This is a genomic window from Pseudactinotalea sp. Z1739 (assembly GCF_049725055.1).
In the GTDB taxonomy this organism is placed as follows: domain Bacteria; phylum Actinomycetota; class Actinomycetes; order Actinomycetales; family Beutenbergiaceae; genus CALKWS01.
In genome coordinates this window covers 136287-154717 of the sequence record NZ_JBMPQA010000001.1, presented here as the reverse complement: position 1 = coordinate 154717, position 18431 = coordinate 136287, and the positions used below count along the sequence as shown (strand labels likewise).

General features: G+C 69.3%; 15 protein-coding genes. 8 read left to right on the top strand and 7 right to left on the bottom strand.

Annotated features, from left to right (window positions below):
* The first annotated feature begins 1 nt into the window (after position 1).
* The 5 genes from tatC to ACO0LV_RS00725 all read left to right on the top strand — a co-directional run bounded on the left by tatC (position 2) and on the right by ACO0LV_RS00725 (position 7567).
* Positions 2–994, top strand: a complete 993-nt coding sequence (gene tatC, locus ACO0LV_RS00745; protein WP_424785945.1) for a twin-arginine translocase subunit TatC — start codon at positions 2–4, stop codon at positions 992–994.
* Between the two features lie 46 nt (positions 995–1040).
* Positions 1041–1994 carry a diacylglycerol/lipid kinase family protein gene (locus ACO0LV_RS00740; RefSeq protein WP_424785944.1) on the top strand — a complete coding sequence of 318 codons (954 nt, stop codon included), beginning with the start codon at positions 1041–1043 and terminating at the stop codon, positions 1992–1994.
* 58 nt (positions 1995–2052) lie between these two features.
* Positions 2053–4833 carry a DEAD/DEAH box helicase gene (locus tag ACO0LV_RS00735; RefSeq protein WP_424785943.1) on the top strand — a complete coding sequence of 927 codons (2781 nt, stop codon included), beginning with the start codon at positions 2053–2055 and terminating at the stop codon, positions 4831–4833.
* A gap of 320 nt (positions 4834–5153) precedes the next feature.
* Complete coding sequence (gene lnt, locus ACO0LV_RS00730; protein WP_424785942.1) at positions 5154–6806, top strand: apolipoprotein N-acyltransferase; 1653 nt, start codon at positions 5154–5156, stop codon at positions 6804–6806.
* Positions 6803–7567, top strand: a complete 765-nt coding sequence (locus ACO0LV_RS00725) for a polyprenol monophosphomannose synthase (RefSeq protein WP_424785941.1) — start codon at positions 6803–6805, stop codon at positions 7565–7567. Before lnt ends, ACO0LV_RS00725 begins: the two co-directional genes overlap by 4 nt.
* On the opposite strand, the gene ACO0LV_RS00720 is transcribed toward ACO0LV_RS00725, so the two are convergent.
* Positions 7543–7890, bottom strand: a complete 348-nt coding sequence (locus ACO0LV_RS00720) for an RNA polymerase-binding protein RbpA (RefSeq protein ID WP_424785940.1) — start codon at positions 7888–7890, stop codon at positions 7543–7545. The genes ACO0LV_RS00725 and ACO0LV_RS00720 overlap by 25 nt on opposite strands.
* 140 nt (positions 7891–8030) lie before the next feature.
* On the opposite strand from ACO0LV_RS00720, the gene ACO0LV_RS00715 reads away from it, so the two are divergent.
* Positions 8031–8990 (top strand): aldo/keto reductase, encoded by a 960-nt coding sequence (locus tag ACO0LV_RS00715; protein WP_424785939.1) that lies wholly within the window; start codon positions 8031–8033, stop codon positions 8988–8990.
* A gap of 15 nt (positions 8991–9005) precedes the next feature.
* Positions 9006–11432 carry an ATP-binding cassette domain-containing protein gene (locus tag ACO0LV_RS00710; RefSeq protein WP_424785938.1) on the top strand — a complete coding sequence of 809 codons (2427 nt, stop codon included), beginning with the start codon at positions 9006–9008 and terminating at the stop codon, positions 11430–11432.
* Positions 11433–11505: 73 nt separating this feature from the next.
* Here ACO0LV_RS00710 and ACO0LV_RS00705 read toward each other — a convergent pair whose 3' ends face one another.
* The 6 genes from ACO0LV_RS00705 to idi are packed head-to-tail and all read right to left on the bottom strand — an operon-like array spanning position 11506 to position 17390.
* Positions 11506–12675, bottom strand: coding sequence for a hydroxymethylglutaryl-CoA synthase (locus ACO0LV_RS00705; protein WP_424785937.1), 1170 nt, complete (start codon positions 12673–12675; stop codon positions 11506–11508).
* 8 nt (positions 12676–12683) lie between these two features.
* Complete coding sequence (locus ACO0LV_RS00700) at positions 12684–13754, bottom strand: hydroxymethylglutaryl-CoA reductase (protein WP_424785936.1); 1071 nt, start codon at positions 13752–13754, stop codon at positions 12684–12686.
* Positions 13751–14854, bottom strand: coding sequence for a phosphomevalonate kinase (locus tag ACO0LV_RS00695; protein ID WP_424785935.1), 1104 nt, complete (start codon positions 14852–14854; stop codon positions 13751–13753). Before ACO0LV_RS00695 ends, ACO0LV_RS00700 begins: the two co-directional genes overlap by 4 nt.
* Positions 14851–15825 carry a diphosphomevalonate decarboxylase gene (mvaD, locus tag ACO0LV_RS00690; protein ID WP_424785934.1) on the bottom strand — a complete coding sequence of 325 codons (975 nt, stop codon included), beginning with the start codon at positions 15823–15825 and terminating at the stop codon, positions 14851–14853. The genes ACO0LV_RS00695 and mvaD overlap by 4 nt, the downstream gene beginning before the upstream one ends.
* On the bottom strand, positions 15822–16763 hold the full coding sequence (gene mvk, locus ACO0LV_RS00685; protein ID WP_424785933.1) for a mevalonate kinase: 942 nt from the start codon (positions 16761–16763) through the stop codon (positions 15822–15824). The genes mvaD and mvk overlap by 4 nt, the downstream gene beginning before the upstream one ends.
* Before the next feature lie 48 nt (positions 16764–16811).
* Positions 16812–17390 (bottom strand): isopentenyl-diphosphate Delta-isomerase, encoded by a 579-nt coding sequence (gene idi / locus ACO0LV_RS00680; protein ID WP_424785932.1) that lies wholly within the window; start codon positions 17388–17390, stop codon positions 16812–16814.
* Between the two features lie 145 nt (positions 17391–17535).
* On the opposite strand from idi, the gene ACO0LV_RS00675 reads away from it, so the two are divergent.
* Positions 17536–18426: a GNAT family N-acetyltransferase gene (locus ACO0LV_RS00675; protein WP_424785931.1), complete on the top strand. Its 891-nt coding sequence runs from the start codon at positions 17536–17538 to the stop codon at positions 18424–18426.
* Positions 18427–18431 lie beyond the last annotated feature (5 nt).

Sequence of the window (18431 nt, the reverse complement as noted above, 5' to 3'; positions counted from 1 at the left end):
AGTGGCGCAGCGCAACACCCGGCGCCGCGACCCTGAGGGACGGATGTCCCTGTCCGCCCACCTGAAGGAGTTGCGGCGGCGGTTCATTCTGGGTGCAGTGGGCGTCCTCGTCGGCGCCATCGCGGGCTGGTTCCTGTCCGATCAGGTGCTGGTGATCATGCAGGAGCCGATCGAGCGGCTCCAGGCCGAGGGCCTGAGCGCGCAACTGAACTTCCAGGACGTCACCTCCGCACTGGATGTGAAGGTGCGGGTCTCCTTGACGCTTGGCCTGATCCTGTCCAGCCCGTGGTGGATGTACCAGGTCTGGGCCTTCATCAACCCGGGCCTGACCACCAAGGAGAAGCGCTACACGGTCGGCTTCGTGGGCGCCGGTGTCCCGCTGTTCGTCGGCGGGGTGGCGATGGCGTGGATCGCCCTACCCAACACGGTCCGGCTGCTCACCCAGTTCACCCCTTCGGGCGATACCGCCTCGAACTTCATCAACGCCACCGTCTACCTGAAGTTCGTCATGCAGTTCGTGCTGATCTTCGGGTTCGCCTTCCTGCTGCCGCTGATCATGGTGGCACTGACGTTCCTCGGTGTGGTGCGTGGCGTCACGTGGCTGCGGGGGTGGCGCTGGGCAGTCATCCTGATCTTCGTCATCGCCGCACTGGCCACCCCCACGGCTGACCCGGTCACCTTCATCCTGATGGCTATCCCGGTGATCATCCTGTACTTCATCGCGGTGGGCGTGTGCGTGCTGCGCGACCGCAGCAGGGACAAGAAGGCCGCCGCGGACGACGACGACTCAGCGGCCGAGGGGCCGGGGGACGAGGGACCAGCACAAGGCGGAACAGGCGACGACGACGGCGCACCAGACGGCGGCGGCACCGTGGGTGAGGGGTCGGTCGAACCGGCCGGCCAGATCGCCGGGGGCGGTGCAGCAGAGACCGCCCCGGACGACCCGGTTGAGGAACTTCCGCGCGGGACCGGCTCGGGCACCGCCCCGGCGTGAGCCGTCCCCAGCCCAGTGGGCCCGTTCCCGGCTGCAGGGCACCCGTGTGACCACCGTCGGTGTGGTCATCAACCCGACCGCCGGGAACGGGCGAGCGCAGGGACGGGGCCTCGAGGTGATGGCGGCGCTGCGCGCCAACGGCGTCAGCACGGTGGACCTGAGCGGTCAGGACGCCGAGCACGCCCTGGCCCTGGCCCGCGCCGCCCTGGACACCCTCGACGCTCTGGTGGTGGTCGGTGGTGATGGGATGGCGCACCTGGGCGTGAACGCGATCGCCGGCACCGGTGTCGCGCTCGGACTGGTGCCGGCCGGTTCGGGCAACGACCTGGCCCGCGCGCTGGGCGTCCCGGTCGGTGACGTACCCGGCGCAGTGCGGATGATCCTGCAGGCCGTGGCCGAGGGACCCCGGTACATCGACGCGATCGCGACCAACTCCACCGTCGCTCCGGCCCGAGTGCCGCGCTGGACGGCCTGTGTGCTCTCCGCGGGCCTGGATGCGGCCGTGAACGCCCGGGCGAACACCTACCGCTGGCCCGGTGGTGCGGCGCGGTACCTGCGCGGAGTGGTGGCGGAACTGGCGACCTTCACGCCGTACCACTACCGGATCACCATCGATGGACAGGTGCGCACCCAGTTCGCCACCTTGGTGGCACTGGCCAACGGGCCCACCTTCGGTGGCGGCCTGAAGATCGCCCCGAACGCCGAGTTCGACGACGGCTTGATGGAGGTGGTCATCGCCGACGCGCTGAACCGGCGCCAGATCCTTCGGATCTTCCCGCGGCTGTACAACGGTACGCACCTGTCCCACCCGGCCGTACACGTGATGCGGGCGCGGGAGGTGACCCTCGAGCCCGGGGGAGAGATCCCCCCGCCACGAGCATTCGGCGACGGAGAGGACCTGTTCGCATTGCCGCTGACGGCGAAGGTGCTGCCTCGGGCGGTTCCGTTGCTGGCACCCAGCCCGGAATCGTCGCCACGGCGCCCGGCACACCGGCGCTGAAGCCGCTCGGGCGCTGCGGGCACGGCAGCGGGGTGCCACGGCACTTAGGGTGGTGAGTATGGCCAGTCCTGCCGAACGATATGCCGCCGCACGGGCGAGGGCCCGGATCGAACGTAGCCAGTTCGGAACCTTCGAGGCTCGGATGGAGTTCGAACTGGATGACTTCCAGCGCGAGGCGTGCCTGGCGGTTCAGGACGGACACGGAGTCCTGGTGGCTGCCCCCACCGGGGCGGGCAAGACGGTGGTGGGGGAGTTCGCGGTCGACCTGGCACTGGCCACCGGTCGCAAGGCCTTCTACACCACCCCCATCAAAGCGCTGTCGAACCAGAAATACCTGGATCTGGCCCGCGAGTACGGCACCGAACGGGTCGGACTTCTCACCGGGGACACCTCGATCAACTCCGAGGCACCGGTGGTGGTGATGACCACCGAGGTGCTGCGGAACATGCTCTACGGTTCCTCACCCACCCTGGCCGGCCTGGGGTTCGTGGTGATGGACGAGGTGCACTATCTCGCGGACAAGTTCCGCGGCCCGGTCTGGGAGGAGGTGATCCTGCACCTGGCCGGCGACGTGCAAGTGGTCTCGCTGTCCGCGACGGTCTCCAACGCCGAGGAGTTCGGCGAGTGGCTCACCGCTGTGCGGGGCGATACCGCCGTTATCGTGGCCGAGCGTCGTCCGGTCCCGTTGTGGCAGCACGTCATGGTCGGCTCACGCATGCACGACCTGTACGCCCACGACGTCGATCCCACGGACCCGGGGGTGGACCCGCCCATCAGCCCCGATCTGATCGAGGCGATCCGCACCGCCGAACGGCCTCGGGACAACCGTTCCCGCGGCCGCAACCGCCACCCGGGCCGTCGTCCCCGGGGCCCGGTGGTGCGCCCCGCGCCGCGCTCGGTCGTGGTGGAGCAACTGGACCGCGCCGGGCTGCTGCCGGCCATCGTGTTCGTCTTCTCCCGGGCCGGCTGTGAGGGTGCGGTGGCCCAGCTCCAGGCCAGTGGGATCAGATTGACCACCGTGGCGGAGGAGAAGCGGATCGCGGCGATCATCGAGGAACGCTGCGCCGACCTTCCTCCCGAGGACCTGCAGGTGTTGAACTTCTGGTCCTGGTCCCAGGCGCTGCGCAACGGGATCGCCGCGCACCACGCTGGCATGCTGCCGGTGTTCAAGGAGACCGTGGAGGCGCTGTTCACCGCCGGGCTGGTCAAGGTGGTGTTCGCGACCGAGACCCTGGCACTGGGGATCAATATGCCGGCCCGCAGCGTGGTGCTGGAACGGCTGACCAAGTGGGACGGGCAGACCCACGCCGAAGTCACCCCGGGGGAGTACACCCAGTTGACCGGCCGAGCGGGGCGACGCGGTATCGACACCGAGGGACACGCCGTCGTCCTGTACTCATCCGGCTTGGACCCGGTGGCGCTGGCCGGCCTCGCCTCCCGGCGCACCTACCCGCTGCGCTCCAGTTTCCGACCCACCTACAACATGGCCGTCAACCTGATCGCCCGCGCCGGCTACGCCCAGGCGCGGGAGGTCCTGGAGACCTCCTTCGCCCAGTTCCAGGCTGACCGCGGCGTGGTAGGCCTGGCCCGCCGGGCCCGGCGGCTCACCGAGGCGATGGACGGTTACGCCGAGTCCATGCGCTGCCACCTGGGGGACTTCGCCGAGTACATGGACCTGCGTCGGTCGATCTCCGACCGGGAGTCCGAGTTGTCCCGGGCGCGTTCGCGCGCCCAGCGCCAGGCGGTCTCCGATCTAGCCGCCACACTGCGGCGCGGAGATGTGATCCAGGTGCCCTCCGGGCGCCGCTCCGGGCACGTGGTGGTGCTGGAGGCCCCCTCGGCTCTGGGCCTGGACGGACCGGTGTTGTCGGTGATCACCGCCGATGCACGACTGCGCAAGCTCTCCGGGGCGGACCTGCCCTATGGGACCACCGCGGTGACCCGGGTCCGCATCCCGAAGGGATTCAACCCGCGCAAGCCCGCGGAACGGCGGGACGTGAGCTCGGCGATGCGCACCGCACTGGGTGCACTGGCCCATGATGACCCGGCGACGATGAAGAAGGCCCGCGCCAAGGTTCCTTCCACCGCTGCCACCGATGACACTCTCGGATCGCTGAAGAGGCAGATGCGTGCCCACCCCTGCCACGGGTGCTCGGACCGGGAGGAACACGCCCGGTGGTTCGAACGCTGGCACAAACTGCGCCGCGAGCACAAGGGCGTGATGAAGCGGATCGAGGGTCGCACCTCCTCCATCGCCCGCGACTTCGACCGCGTCTGTGACGTCCTGCTCTCGCTGGGCTATCTGCGGCACAAGGACGATGAGTGGAGCCTGACGGGTCAGGGGTCGTGGTTGCGCCGGCTGTACTCGGAGAAGGACCTGGTGCTGGCTGAGTGCCTGCGCTCGGGACTGTGGGACGGGCTGAACCCGGCGGAACTGGCTGCGGTGGTCTCGGCCGTGCTCTTCCAGTCCCGCTCGGATGAACCTGCCGTACCACCGATCCCGGGCCCACCCGACGGTGTGCTGGCGCTGGCTGCCACCGGTACCGCGCGCATCGCCCGGCAGATCGCCGCAGCCGAGGCGGATCGCGGCCTCAGCCCTACCGAGCCGGTGGACCTGGGCCTGGTCCGGGCCATGTACCGGTGGGCCTCCGGCCGCGGCTTGGAGGATGTGCTGGAAGCCGACGAACTCGCTGCCGGTGACTTCGTGCGGTGGGCGAAGCAGGTCCTGGACGTGCTCGACCAACTCACCCACGCCGCCCCGCAGGAGGGCCTGCGGACCAACGCTCGCGAGGCGATCCGGGCGGTGCGCCGCGGCATCGTCGCCCACGGCACCTGGTGAGATCCGCCCGGCTGCGGCCCCGGGCCACGCCACCCGGCGACACGCCGACAGATCAAGATTCCTGCGCCCGCCCTGACCTGCATGGACGCTGTTGACCTGCACAAACACCAGGTTGGCGGAACCAGGTCGGACGGGTATGTTCTCTCTCGTACTGCTGGGACCCACTGAGGCAGGCAGTAACCGACCAGGCCCGCACGTTCCATAGAAAACGCGAACCCTCCAGCGGTTCCGGACCGAAGGATGTGCGGGCCGGTCGGTGCCCCTCGCGCCGCCGCTGCCGGACGTCCCCCCGGCGCCTGCCGACGACGTATCCTCAAGTGGTGCCCCACACCACCTCCCGCCGGTTCCCGGCCCTGCTGTTGGCCGCCCTCGGGGGCGTGCTCACGGACGCGTCGTTCCCGGACCGGTCCATCTGGCCGCTGGCGTTCGTCGGCGTCGCCCTGGTGGTGCTGTCCATCCGGCGGGACTCGGCACGGTGGGCCTTCGCGATGGGCACCGTGTGGGGCCTGGGGTTCTTCCTGCCGCACCTGTGGTGGGCCAACTACGCCGTCGGACCGGTGCCGTGGGTGGCGCTGGCGCTGTCCCAGTCGTTGATCACCGGCGCGGGACTGGCAGTCTGGGTGTGGGTCCGGCGTGGCTCGCTCGTGCACCGCCTGCAACTGGCGGCCGCGATCCCGTTCGCCCTGGTGTGGGTGATCACCGAGCAGGTGCGTCAGGTCTGGCCGTTCGGTGGTTTCCCCTGGGGTCGCCTCGGCTTCTCCCAGACCGATGGGCCACTGCTCGCCCTGGCCTCGGTAGCGGGCGCGCCGCTGGTCTCGGCCGCGGTGGTGAGCATCGGGTACCTGCTCGCCAGTGCGGTGGTGCGGCTGGCGCGGATGGACCTACTCCGCGGGCCGGGGGCGGTGGTCGCCGGATTCGCCCTGGTAGGCGCTTCCGCGCTGATCCCGCTGCCCACCCAGGCCGAGGAGGGCACCCTGCGAATCGGGGCGGTGCAGGGGAACGTGGCCACCCCGGGCCTGGACGCCTTCGCCCAGGCCCGCGAGGTACTGGACAACCACGTCGCCGGCACGCACAACCTCCTCGCCGAGCACGGGGAGGGGCTGGACCTGATCGTGTGGCCGGAGAACTCCTCCGACTACAACCCGCGCGTGGACGAGATCGCCAACGCCGGGGTCGAGGAGGTGCTCCGGGCCGCCGACGTTCCGTTGCTGATGGGAACCGACCGTTACACCGGAGACGCCAGGTTCAACGAGATGGTGCTGTGGGAACCCGGGCAGGGCGATACCTTCGCCTACGCCAAGCAGATCCCGGCAGCCTTCGCCGAGTACATCCCGATGCGCGAATTCGCCCGGTTGTTCTCCCCGGCCGTGGATCTGGTGCGCACCGACATGGTGGGCGGTACCGCTCCTGCCGTCGTGCCGGTACCGGCGCCCGCCCTGGAGCGGGAAGTCCTGGTGGGTACTCCGATCTGCTTCGAGGTGGCCTACGACGCCTTGAACCGTGAGGCGGTGCTGGCCGGCGCCGAGGTGCTGCTGGTGCCCACCAACAACGCCTCCTTCGGTTTCACCGCCGAATCCACCCAGCAACTGGCCATGTCCCGGCTGCGTGCGGTCGAGCACGGACGGGCCACCATCCAGATCTCCACCGTGGGCGTCAGCGGGGTGATCACACCCAACGGGGTGCTCACCCGGACCACGGAACTGTTCACCCCGGACCACTTCGCCACCACCGTGCCGCTGCGCTCCACCTTGACGATCGCCGACCGTCTCGGGGACTGGCCGATCATCGCCTCGACGGTGGCCGTCGTGCTGTTGTTCGGGGCGGGTATCGTCACCGGTCGCTCGGGCCGGCGTTCCGCCGCCGGCCCGGCGAAGGCGACCCTGCCTCAGGACCCCGCGCCCCGACGGGGGACGTCGGCGGGGTCGAAAGCCGGCGCTCCGCGGCGGGCGGTGGCTGCGAAAGGGGCCCGGTGACCGCGAGTGCCGCCCGGGTGGTGGTGGTCATCCCCACCTATAACGAGCGCACCTCCCTCCCGGTGACGCTGTCCCATCTGCGTCAGCGGGTGCCGGGTGCGGACGTCCTCGTCGTCGATGACGCCAGCCCGGACGGTACCGGGGCCTGGGCGGGTGCTGTGGCCGAGCAGGATCCACAGGTTCATGTTCTGCACCGCGCCGGCAAGGAAGGACTCGGCCCGGCCTACCTCGCCGGGTTCGCCTGGGCACTGGAGCGCGGCTACGACGTGCTGGTCGAGATGGACGCCGACGGATCGCACCGCGCCGAGGACCTGCCCGCACTCCTGACGGCGCTCACCTCGGGAGTCGACCTGGTCATCGGGTCACGCTGGATCCCTGGGGGAGCGGTGCAGAACTGGCCCGCGCACCGGAGGTGGCTGAGCAGGAGTGCGAACCGGTACGCCAAGGCGGCCCTGGGCTTGGGTGTGCGCGATGCCACAGCCGGTTTCCGGGCCTACCCCGCCGACACCCTGCGCGGTCTCGACCTGGCCGGGGTGGCCTCCCAGGGATACTGCTTCCAGATCGATCTGACCTGGCGGGTGCACCGCGGTGGCGGACTGATCGTGGAGGTCCCGATCACGTTCGTGGAGCGCGAACAGGGCACCTCGAAGATGGACCGGTCCATCGTCGTGGAAGCGTTGTGGCGGGTAACCGCGTGGGGCGTGCAGGCACGCATCACGGGGTTACGCGCGTGGGCTCAGGCGCTCTGGCGGCGCAACTGACCGCTGCGCAGCAGGGCCAGGCGCTCCTCCAGCAGTTCCTGTAACTCGGCCTCGGTACGCCGTTCCAGCAGCATGTCCCAGTGTGTCCGTACCGCTTTGGTCGGCTTCGGGTCGGGCCGGGTGGCATCGCGCAGTAGCGCCTCCCCACCACCGGGTGCCTCCCACACGGGTGGGATGTCGGCATCGGCAGCGAAGGGGATCACCAGGGTGCGCCCGTCCGGGCAGTCGTAGACCGCCTCGATCCGAGGGGCAAGTTCCACGCCCTCCTCGGTCTCCAAACTGTTCGCGCCGATCAGCATGCCTCGTAGTGCTCGTTCAGCCATCGCCCTCTCCTCCCGGGATAGATGGTGCGTCCACCTACTACAACCAGTAAGCATGGGCCGGTGTTCCCGGCCGCGGGTGAAGGTGCTGTGAAATTCACGCGCGGAGTCCGTGCGTTGCCGGTAGCCCTAGGCTTTGGGGTATGAGCGAGATCACGATGAAATACCGGCAACTCGGCCCTTCGGGTTTGACTGTCTCAGTGGTGGGGCTGGGCTGCAACTCGTTCGGGGTAACGCTGCCCACAGAACGGGTCGCCGATGTGGTCCACGCGGCACTGGATGCGGGGATCACGTTCTTCGATGTCTCCGACACCTATGGCTCCACGGCCGGGGAGTCGGAGGAACTGCTCGGGAAAGCGTTGGGCTCCCGGCGCGCCGATGTGGTGGTGGCCACCAAGTTCGGGATGGATACCCGCGGCTTGAACGGGCCGGACTGGGGTGTTCGGGGATCCCGGAGGTATATCCGCAAGGCGGTGGAAGGATCGCTGCGCCGCCTGGGCACCGATCACATCGACCTGTACCAGATGCACCGGCCCGATCCGCACACCCCGATTGCGGAGACTCTGGCGGCCCTGCACGAGTTGGTGGTCGAGGGCAAGGTGCGCTACCTGGGTTCGTCGAATTTCGCCGGCTGGCAGATCATCGACGCGGACTGGACCGCGCACACCGCCGGCGGCACCCCGTTCGTGTCGGCCCAGAACGAGTACAACCTGCTCAACCGGAGCCTTGAGGCCGAGGGCGTCGATGCCATCGACCACATCGGGGCCGGGCTGCTGCCCTTCTTCCCGCTCGCCTCCGGGTTGTTGACCGGCAAGTACACCCGGGGCCGGGAGGCGCCGGAGGGGTCACGGCTGACGCGCCGTCCCGAGCGGCTGGCGAATGCCGATTTCGACATGATCGAGGCGCTGCAGGACTTCGCCGGTGAGCGGGGCATCTCCCTGCTGCAGGTGGCGATCGGCTGGTTGGCCGCTCAACCCAGTGTGGCCTCGGTGATCTCCGGTGCCTCCAGACCCGAGCAGGTGCGCTCCAATGCCGCCGCCCTGTGGGAGCCCGGGCCCACCGACCTGGTCGTCCTGGACGAGATCACCGCCGGCGGGCACTGACCCACGAGGAGATCGATGCCCACCCCCATGTCACGTCAGGCACTGCACCCGGCTGATAGCCACGACTGGATCCGCGTGCGCGGAGCGAAGGAGAACAACCTCAAGAACGTCCACGTCGAGGTGCCCAAGCGCCGTCTGACGGTGTTCACCGGGGTGTCCGGGTCGGGGAAGAGTTCGCTGGTGTTCAACACGATCGCCGCCGAGTCCCAGCGGATGATCAACGAGACCTATCCGGCGTTCGTGCAGGGCTTCATGCCCGCCCTGCCCCGCCCGGACGTGGACCTGCTGGACGGCCTGACCACCGCGATCATCGTCGACCAGGAACGCATGGGGGCCAACCCCCGCTCCACCGTGGGCACCGTGACCGACACCGGGACGATGCTGCGGATCCTGTTCTCCCGTCTCGGACAACCCCACATCGGCTCGGCACAGGCGTTCTCCTTCAACGTCGCCTCGATCAGCGGCGCCGGAGCGGTCGAGTTCGAACGCGGTGGTCGTGGAGTCAAGGAACGCCGGGACTTCACCATCGTCGGCGGGATGTGTCCCCGCTGCGAGGGCCGGGGTTCGGTCTCGGACGTTGACCTGGAGGAATTGTACGACTCCTCCAAGTCCTTGGCGCAGGGTCCTTTCAGCATCCCGGGATGGGGTCCGGAAGGCTGGTACGGCCGCATCTACCAGGGCACCGACTTCCTCGACGCCCATAAGCCGATCGAGGACTTCTCCGCCTCCGAACTCGACGCGCTGCTGTACAAGCCGGCGACCAAGATCAAGGTCGACGGCGTAAACGTCACCTACGAAGGCGTCATCCCCAAACTGCACAAGACGATCCTGTCCAAGGACAAAGGGGCGATGCAGCCCCACGTGCGCGCCTTCGTCGACCGGGTGATCACCTTCCGCACCTGCCCGGATTGCGACGGCACCAGACTCAACGAGATGGCGCGGTCCTCTCGGATCAACGGTCTCAACATCGCCGAGGTCTCCGCTATGCAGATCACTGATCTGGTGGAGTGGGTGCGTGACCTCGCTGACCCAGCGGGGGCAGCCGGCGGCCGGGGTGGCGCCGGTGCGGAGCAGAGCAGCACCGGACCCCTGCTGGATACCCTGAGGGCGACGCTGGAGAACTTCGTCCAGATCGGTCTGGGCTACCTCTCCCTGCACCGTCCCTCCGGCACGTTGTCCGGGGGAGAGGCGCAGCGCACCCGCATGATCCGCCATCTCGGTTCGGCCCTCACCGACGTCACTTACGTCTTCGACGAACCCACCATCGGGTTGCACCCGCACGACATCCAGCGGATGAACACGCTGCTGGCCCGGCTGCGCGACAAGGGCAACACCGTGCTGGTGGTCGAGCACAAACCCGAGGTGATCGCGATCGCCGACCACATCATCGACCTGGGCCCGGGTGCCGGCAGTGCCGGGGGCCACGTGGTGTTCGAGGGCGGCCTCACCGATCTTCGCGCCAGCGGGACCCTCACCGGCAAGCACCTCGATGACAGGGCCGTCTTGAAGGACCACGTGCGCATCGCCTCGGGCACTCTGGAAATCCGGGGTGCCGAGGCGCACAACCTCAAGAATGTCGACGTCGACATCCCCCTGGGGGTGTTGTGCGTGGTCACCGGGGTGGCCGGGTCCGGCAAGAGTTCGTTGATCGATGGCTCGGTCGCGGGACAGGAAGGTGTGGTGGTGATCGACCAGGGCGCCATCAAGGGCTCACGACGGTCCAACCCGGCGACCTATACCAGCGCGCTGGAACCGATTCGTAAGGCCTTCGCGAAGGTCAACGACGTCAAACCCGCACTGTTCAGTGCCAACTCCGACGGCGCCTGCCCGGCCTGCAAGGGCGCTGGGGTGATCTACACCGAACTGGGCTTCATGGAGACCGTGGAGTCGGTCTGCGCCGAGTGTGAGGGACGTCGGTACCAGGCGGCGGTACTGGAGTACACCCTCGATGGGCGCACTATCGCCGAGGTGCTGGCGATGCCGGTCGCCCAGGCTGCCGAGTTCTTCGCGCACGGCCGGGCGCGTACCCCGGCGGCGCACAAGATCCTGCGCCGGATGGTCGATGTGGGGCTGGGGTACCTCACCCTGGGTCAGCCGCTGACGACGTTGTCCGGCGGGGAGCGGCAGCGGCTGAAACTGGCGACCCGGATGAGCCGGAACGGCGGGGTGTACGTGCTGGATGAGCCGACCAACGGCTTGCACCTGGCCGACGTGGAGCAACTGCTGGACCTGCTGGATTCCCTGGTGGAGCGGGGCACCTCGGTGATCGTGATCGAACACCACCAAGCGGTGATGGCTCACGCGGACTGGATCATCGACCTGGGGCCGGGCGCCGGACATGACGGCGGGCAGGTGGTCTTCGAGGGGACGCCCGCCGACTTGGTGGCCACCCGGTCCACCCTGACCGGCCGGCACCTCGCCGACTACCTCGCAACCCGTTGACGCCGTCGTCGTGGTGCCGACGACGTCAGCACCCCTGATGAGGTGACCGGTGGACGGGCGGCAGGGGGTGGGCTCAGCGCGGGGTCGCGGCCTCGTAGATGCGTTGGTCGTCGCGTACGCCGGCGAAGCGGAACGGGCCACGCGTCTCGTGCTGGTTGCTGTAGTTCGACGGGTCGCTACGCGGCATGATGCGCTGACGCGCCAGGTAGGTATCGTCATCGATCTGCCCGCGATCGGCCAGGATCTGCGCGTTCGTACCATTGCGCAACTGCTCCCGGTAGCCGCTCATCACCGTGCCGGTGAGGAACTCCGCGACGGCGCCGGAACCGTAACTGGCGATCGCCACCCGCTCACCGGTGAGGTTGGTGGGATCGTCCAGCAGGGCCAGCAGCGCCAGGTAGACCGAGGCGGTGTAACTGTTGCCGATCCGGCGGTTGTAGCCCATCGTCGGGTCGACCTGCGCGGCCAGCGTCGCGGTGGGCACATCCGCGCCGGCGTGCTTGGCGAGATACTGGTGGGCCTTGGTGGCCATCTTGGTGAACGGCTGGTGGTAGCAGAACCGGTCGATCGCCTCGAACGCCGATCCGCCCTGGGCGCGGTAGTCGTCGAAGGCACCGGCGACGGCGTCGAGGTAGGCGCTGATCGAACTGTGCCCGTCCACGATGGCCGTCACCCGGTGGTTCGGGCGCCAGAAGTCCATCACGTCCTCGGTGAACACCCCGGCGGCCGGTTCCAGGGCGAGCAACGCCGGATCGGCGGAGACGGTGAATGCCGCCGCCCCGGCACCCTGTGTGGGCTCGGCGGTTGAGCCGAGTTCGTAGCGGGCGATGTCGCTGGCGATGACCAGCACTTTCTCAGCGGGGTTGCGGGCCACGAGCGCGGCGGCGAATTGCATGGCCGCGGTGGCGGAGTAGCAGGCCTGCTTGAGTTCGACCACCCGTACGTTCGGGGGCAGGTCGAGGAGCCGGTGGGCGTAGACACCGGCGGACTTGGACTGGTCGATCCCGGTCTCGGTGGCGAACAGCAGGGTGCGGATCCCCTCACGGCCGGCCCGCTCCACCACGGGGAGAGCCGCCGCTGCTCCGAGGGTGACGATGTCCTCATCCTCGGCGACTACGCTCATCTCGGTCTGGCCGAGGCCACGGTAGTACTTCGCCGGGTCGGCCCCGAGCCGTTCGGCGATGGCCGCCAGGTCGATGCGGAAGCCGCCGGTGGCCATCGCGAGGTCGTCGATACCGATCACGGAACTGCTCACTCCTCGGTCGAAGGGTTGGATGTCTGGGTGCTGCGTTCGTTGCGTTCGATCGCCACGTGTGCCGCCATGAGTTCACCGGGGTTGGTCTGCGCTGCGAGCAGGGACAACTCCCCGCACCACACCGACGCGGCACACAACCCGGCGAGCCTACGCGCGTTGTCCCCCGGCGCGCGATCGGCGCGCAGTCCGAGCCGGGTGAGGTTGTCCTCCACGAACGTCAGGCCCTTCCCACTACCGACAGTTCCCACGATCACGTTCGGCAGCGTGCAGGAGAAATAGAGGTCACCACCGTCGACCTCGGCCTGGGTGACGCCCTGGGAACCCTCCACGATGTTCGCCGCATCCTGTCCGGTAGCCAGGTAGAAGGCCAGCAGCATGTTGGCGTAATGGGCGTTCGCTGAGCGGATCCCACCGGCCAGGATGGTGCCCACGAGGTTCTTGCGGGTGTTCAACTCCGCGATCTGTTCCGGGGTGCTCCGCAGCCACTTCTGCACCACCTCGCGAGGGATGCGTGCCTCGGTGACCACGTGCTTGCCCCGGCCGAGGATTCCGTTGACCGCCGTCGCCTTCTTGTCCGAGCAATAGTTGGCCGAGATCGAGCCGTACCGCAGTTGCGGCCACTGAGACATCAGATGCGTCATCAGTCGCTCGCTGGCCAGGGTCACCATGTTGTGACCCGAGGCGTCCCCGGAGAGGATCTCGAAGCGCAGGAACAGCAGCCGCCCGGCGATCTCACTATGCATGTCGATGAGTTCGGCGAACCGGCTGCTCGCCGACACCACCTGTTGCAGTTCGGCGAACCGGCTGCGGATCTCACCGAGCACCTGCACCGCAACGCCTGCGCCGTCGAGTTCGAAGTAGACCGAACGGCTCATCCGCTCGGTCACCAGGGTGGTGTCGATGCCGCCCTCGATCAGCCGGGAGATCCGGGCCCCGCGGCCCACGGAGGGCCACAGCGGAGCCTCGTAGGTTGCCAGCGGTACCTCGTGCTCACCGGTGATGACGTTCCCGCTCAGTCGTATCGGCCCGACCCACCTCAGGGGTACGGGCGCCGCCTGTTCGCTCATCGCTCTATCATCCTCACTGCGCCGCCACGGCGCTCGTGCATGGGGGCCGCGGCCACCGGTAGCCGGCGCACACCGGACCGTTCCCAGTCCCGCAACATCGGCTCGAGGTCGCTGCCGCGGGCGGCGAGCACGATCCCGCAGTCACCCCCGCCGGCCCCGGAGGGCTTGCCGGCGGCGCCGATGCGCTCGGCGGAGGCCACCAGATGCGCAAGCGCCGGTGTCTCGATTTCTATTCCCAGCCCCGTACCCAGACCGATCAGCAGGTCCCGCGCGGCTCGCACCGCCGCGAGCACGGCGGCACTATCGCCCTGCTGCAAGCCCGTGATCAGGTCTTGCACCCGGGCGCGGCTGTGCGCCAGGAATGTCTCGTAGCGCAGTTCCTGGGTGTGCCGGCGGTCCCGCACATCGGCGACCAGCGCCGGCGTGGAGGCTGCGGCGCCGGTCCAGCCCACGATGAGGTCAAGGTCACTCGGTGCGGGCAGTGGGGTCACCTGCAGCAGCGGCCACGGCGCACGCATCGCGGCGAGCACGCCCTCCCGGTGGCGAAGAGCCGCGGCCGCGGCCCGGTCGGGGGAGTGGTAGGCGAGCCACCCGCCGAAGGTGCTCGCCGCGACGTCACCCCCGGAGGCCGAGGCCGCCACCTCGACCGTGGCGAGCATTGCCACCTTGAACTGTTCGAGCGCGGTCAGGTCCAGCCCGTAGAACTGATCGAGCGCCCGCACCACGGCCACCGTCACCGCCGCGCTGGAACCCAGCCCGTACTTGCGGCCGTCGGCGTCCTCGAGTTCGCTGGTGATGTCCAGGCTGTGCCAGCGGGGCACGATCCCCAGATCGGTCACGAGTGCTTCGACCGTGCGGATCGCGGACAGCACGTGGTCCAGCGGGCGTTCCCGCGGTTCGGGCACCACCCCGGCACGTTCGTCCCGCTCCCAGCGCAGCGGCCGCCGGCCGTAGTGCGCCGAGTGGACTGTGCCGCGCCGTTCAGCGGGGGTCACGTGCACGCTCACGTACCGGTCGACGGCCACCAGCACCGCGCTACCGCCGGGTTCGACGACCGCGTACTCACCGGCGATGAAGAGTTTGCCCGGCGCCCGGATCATCGGGTGCCCTCGATGCGCACACCGGGCCCGGGGCCGGCGATGAGCAGGTTCACATCCTCGAACGCGGCGGTGAACCGTTCGGCCACGGCGCCGGCGTCCTGCGGGCGGCACAGCACCTTAACGTTGGGCCCGGCGTCCATGGTGGCGTAGGCCGACAGGCCGTCGGTGCGCAACTGCGCGACCAGATCGAGCGCGGCGACCGTGTCGGCGTTCCAGTACCGCACCGGGGGCACGGCGCCGAGCATGGTGGCGTGCATCCGCAGCGCGTTGGCCTCGGCCAGTTCCCCGACGGCCCCGAAATCGGCGTCCGCGATCGCCCGGCGCATGGCCTCCAGTTCGGTTGGTACCGAGGCCACCCAGGCCGGGAAGAACGGGGAGGTCGCCGCGGTGCGGCGCATCGCCTCCCGGCTGCCCACGGGCTTGCGCCCGGGGGACAGGACTGCGACGACGAGCGCCAGTTCGAGCGCCGATGCGGGGAGGGGCTCGGCGTAGGAGGAGGCGTCGTCGCGGCCGGCGTGCCACTGGACCAGGGCGCCGAAGACCGATCGGGCCGCCGAGCCGGAACCGCGGCGTGCCAGGCGGGACAGGTCCCGCTCGGTCAGGTCCAGTCCGTAGGCGCCGCTCGCCGCAGCGGCAAGTGCGGCGAAGCCCGAGGCGGACGATGCCAATCCGGCGCCGGTGGGGATCTCGTTGGCGGTCTCGACGACGGCCCGAACCCGGCTTCCGGCCAGTTCGCGCACCAGATCGAGGAAGGAGCGCACCCGGGTGAGATCATCGCCGCTCATGGCCTCTCCGCGCCAGGTCGCGACGTCGTCGTCGGCCCCGGGCGCCAGCGTGACGGTGGTTCGGGTGGGGGCCACGTCGAGAGTCATCGACAGGCTTCCGGTGGCCGGTAGGTTGAACGTCTCATCGCGCTTGCCCCAGTACTTGATCAGCGCGATGTTCGGATATGCCACGGCGGTGATGCTCATGTCGCACCCAGCGTGACGATCCACCCGGCGACGGCACCCGCGGCCGTCATCGCCGACTGCACCACCTGCCCGCTGGCGGCGTCCGGCGTCACGGCGATCACGCAGCCTCCGCGTCCGGCGCCGGTGAGTTTGGCTCCCGCTGCGCCGGCGTCCAGGGCTGCCGTGACCAGGCGGTCGATCGCCGGGTGCCCGACGCCCAGGTCGGTGAGCGCATCCTGCGCTTCGGTGAGCCGCCGGCCGAACGCGGTCAGGTGCGCCTGTTCCAGATCCAGCACCGCGGCTCGGGTCAGATCCCCGAGACGGGCCAGCAGCGAGCGGCCCAGGGCCGGGTCGGCGTCCACGATCTGGCGCACGCCGGCGACGGCGTCATCGGTGGAGGCCCGCACGCCGGTATCAGCGACCACGAAGCACACCGGGGCGCCCAGGGTCAGAGGGGTGGCGACGTGGTCGGCGAACAGCAGCGGTTCCCGGGCCCGGGTGGCGTGCGCATCGATGCCGCTGGGGTTCCCGTGGGCCACCCGCTCGGCGGTCTGCACGAGTGCGAAGCGGCTCGCATCGTTCAGTGCTACCCCCGCATACGCCCGCACGGCCTCGACGATCGCGTTCGCCGCAGCCGCGCTGGCCCCCAGGCCCGCCTGAGGTGGGATTCCGCTGCGTACGACGATCTCGACATCCTCGGCCGGCAATCCGAAGAACGTCAGCGACTCGACCGCGGCGACGCCCACCGAGGCGAACCGCTGGGGCAACTCGGTCACCGGCAGACTGGCGTCGCCGGTGCTCAGCCGAAGCGGTCCGGGGCAGTGGTGTACCTCGGCGACTGTGCGCAGCGGGGTGATCGGCAGCGCGATCGCCGGGTGCCCGTAGACGGCGGCGTGCTCGCCGACGAGGATCGCCTTGGCGTGCGCCGAGCCCGTGGGCAGGACGGCGTGTGGAGGCATCCAACGGCTTTCGGCAAGGCGGACGGGAACGCAGACCATCCTAATGACTCAGCGGGCGCTGAATCCCCACTCGGAGAGCCGGGGCAGAGCGATCTGCCACACATGGTCGAACCAGGTGGTGAACGGTTCGGCGGCGCGCAGCCGGGCCAGTTCATCCCCGGTGACGAAGACCACCTCGTCGACCTCGCTCGGCTCGGGGACGAGCGTGGCAGGGTCGACCCGCCCGGCGAAGACGTGGTTGTACTCGTGTTCGTACAACCCCGAAGCGGTGTCATGCACGTGGTACCGAACGGTGCCCAGTTCCACCAGGCCGGTGACCGGAGCGCCGAGCTCGTCCTGGTGGCGCCTGGCCACGGCCTCGGCTACCGGCTCACCGGGGAAGGGGTGTCCGCAGGTGCTGTTGGTCAAGATCAGCGGTGAGTGGTACTTGCCCGCCGCTCGCCGCTGCAGCAGCAGCCGGCCGTTGTCGTCGAAGGCGAACAGCGAGAAGGCGCGGTGCAACGTGCCGGGTGCGCGGTGGACCTCGAGCTTTTCGGCCACCCCGATCGCCAGGCCATCCTCGCTGACCGTCTCTACGAGAATCGTCTCGTCGCCCGCCATCCGTACCACCTTTGCTGCCCTCGTCATCCGGCTGTGATGACTGCTCCACTTTACCCGGCGTACACACGCATCAGATGTAGCGCTGCACACGCGTGGGGCCGGACGAGGTGCTCCTGGTGTCCGCCGAATATTCGGTTGTCCGGGAGCACCTCTCGTGGTGGAGTCATGCCTTGTGTCCTCTCGATCGCCCCGCCAGATCCGCGCGAACGGCCGCGAAGCCCTGTCTCTGACCACGACGTTGCTGCAGCGGGCCCGCCTGCAGGATCCCCGGGCGGGGGTGTGGGAAGCGGCCGATGTGCAGTGGTCCTGGCGGTTGCCGCGTAGTTCCGACGCAGGCGACACACTCTTCTGGGTCGACGATGACGGACCGGTCGCCGGGGTGTGGCTCACCAGTGACAACCCCGGCTGGCAATGCGATCCGATCCTCGTCCCGGGGGCCTTCGGCCTCGAGCCCGCTGACGTGTGGCACCGGGCACTCCAACACGCCGGCGAGCATGCGGGGGAGGGGTTCGAGGTCCCGGTGGGTGACCACGACCCGGTTTTCGCCGCCCTCGCCAGACAGTCCGGGCTGATAGCCGGAGAGGGGGACGGGACCGCGTGGATGGAGGCCTCCGCGCGGCCGCAGGTACCTGGGCTTCCGGAGGGCTTTGTGCTGGTCGATCGCACGCAACGGCGCGGCACTCCGCATCCGATGCGCCACCGGAACGGCGACGACGTCGAGACCCGACTGGGGGAGTGCTCGCTGTATGATCCGACGCTCGATCTGGCGGTGGAGACCGACGACGGCCGTCCGGCCGGGTACTCGTTGTACTGGTTCGACCCGCTCACCAGGGTGGGTTTGGTGGAACCGGTACGCGTCGAGGCCGAGTTCGCCCGGCGAGGGCTCGCCAGGGCGATGGTGGGCACCGGTATCGACCGCCTGGCCAGGGCCGGGGCACGGCGGGTGAAGGTCTCCTATGAGTCCGGCGCCGCAGCCGCGCTCTACCACGGCCTCGGTTTCCGGCAGGCGTCCACGACGACGTGGTACCGAAACGCCGGTACGAGGCAGCAAGCTCCCTCGTGACCGAA

Coding starts and splice junctions, on each gene's coding strand:
- ACO0LV_RS00735 (WP_424785943.1), top strand. CDS start 2,053: ATGGCCAGTCCTGCCGAACGATATGCCGCCGCACGGGCGAGGGCCCGG.
- ACO0LV_RS00720 (WP_424785940.1), bottom strand. CDS start 7,890: ATGGCTGAACGAGCACTACGAGGCATGCTGATCGGCGCGAACAGTTTG.
- ACO0LV_RS00715 (WP_424785939.1), top strand. CDS start 8,031: ATGAGCGAGATCACGATGAAATACCGGCAACTCGGCCCTTCGGGTTTG.
- ACO0LV_RS00710 (WP_424785938.1), top strand. CDS start 9,006: ATGCCCACCCCCATGTCACGTCAGGCACTGCACCCGGCTGATAGCCAC.
- ACO0LV_RS00700 (WP_424785936.1), bottom strand. CDS start 13,754: ATGAGCGAACAGGCGGCGCCCGTACCCCTGAGGTGGGTCGGGCCGATA.
- ACO0LV_RS00695 (WP_424785935.1), bottom strand. CDS start 14,854: ATGATCCGGGCGCCGGGCAAACTCTTCATCGCCGGTGAGTACGCGGTC.
- mvaD (WP_424785934.1), bottom strand. CDS start 15,825: ATGAGCATCACCGCCGTGGCATATCCGAACATCGCGCTGATCAAGTAC.
- mvk (WP_424785933.1), bottom strand. CDS start 16,763: ATGCCTCCACACGCCGTCCTGCCCACGGGCTCGGCGCACGCCAAGGCG.
- idi (WP_424785932.1), bottom strand. CDS start 17,390: ATGACGAGGGCAGCAAAGGTGGTACGGATGGCGGGCGACGAGACGATT.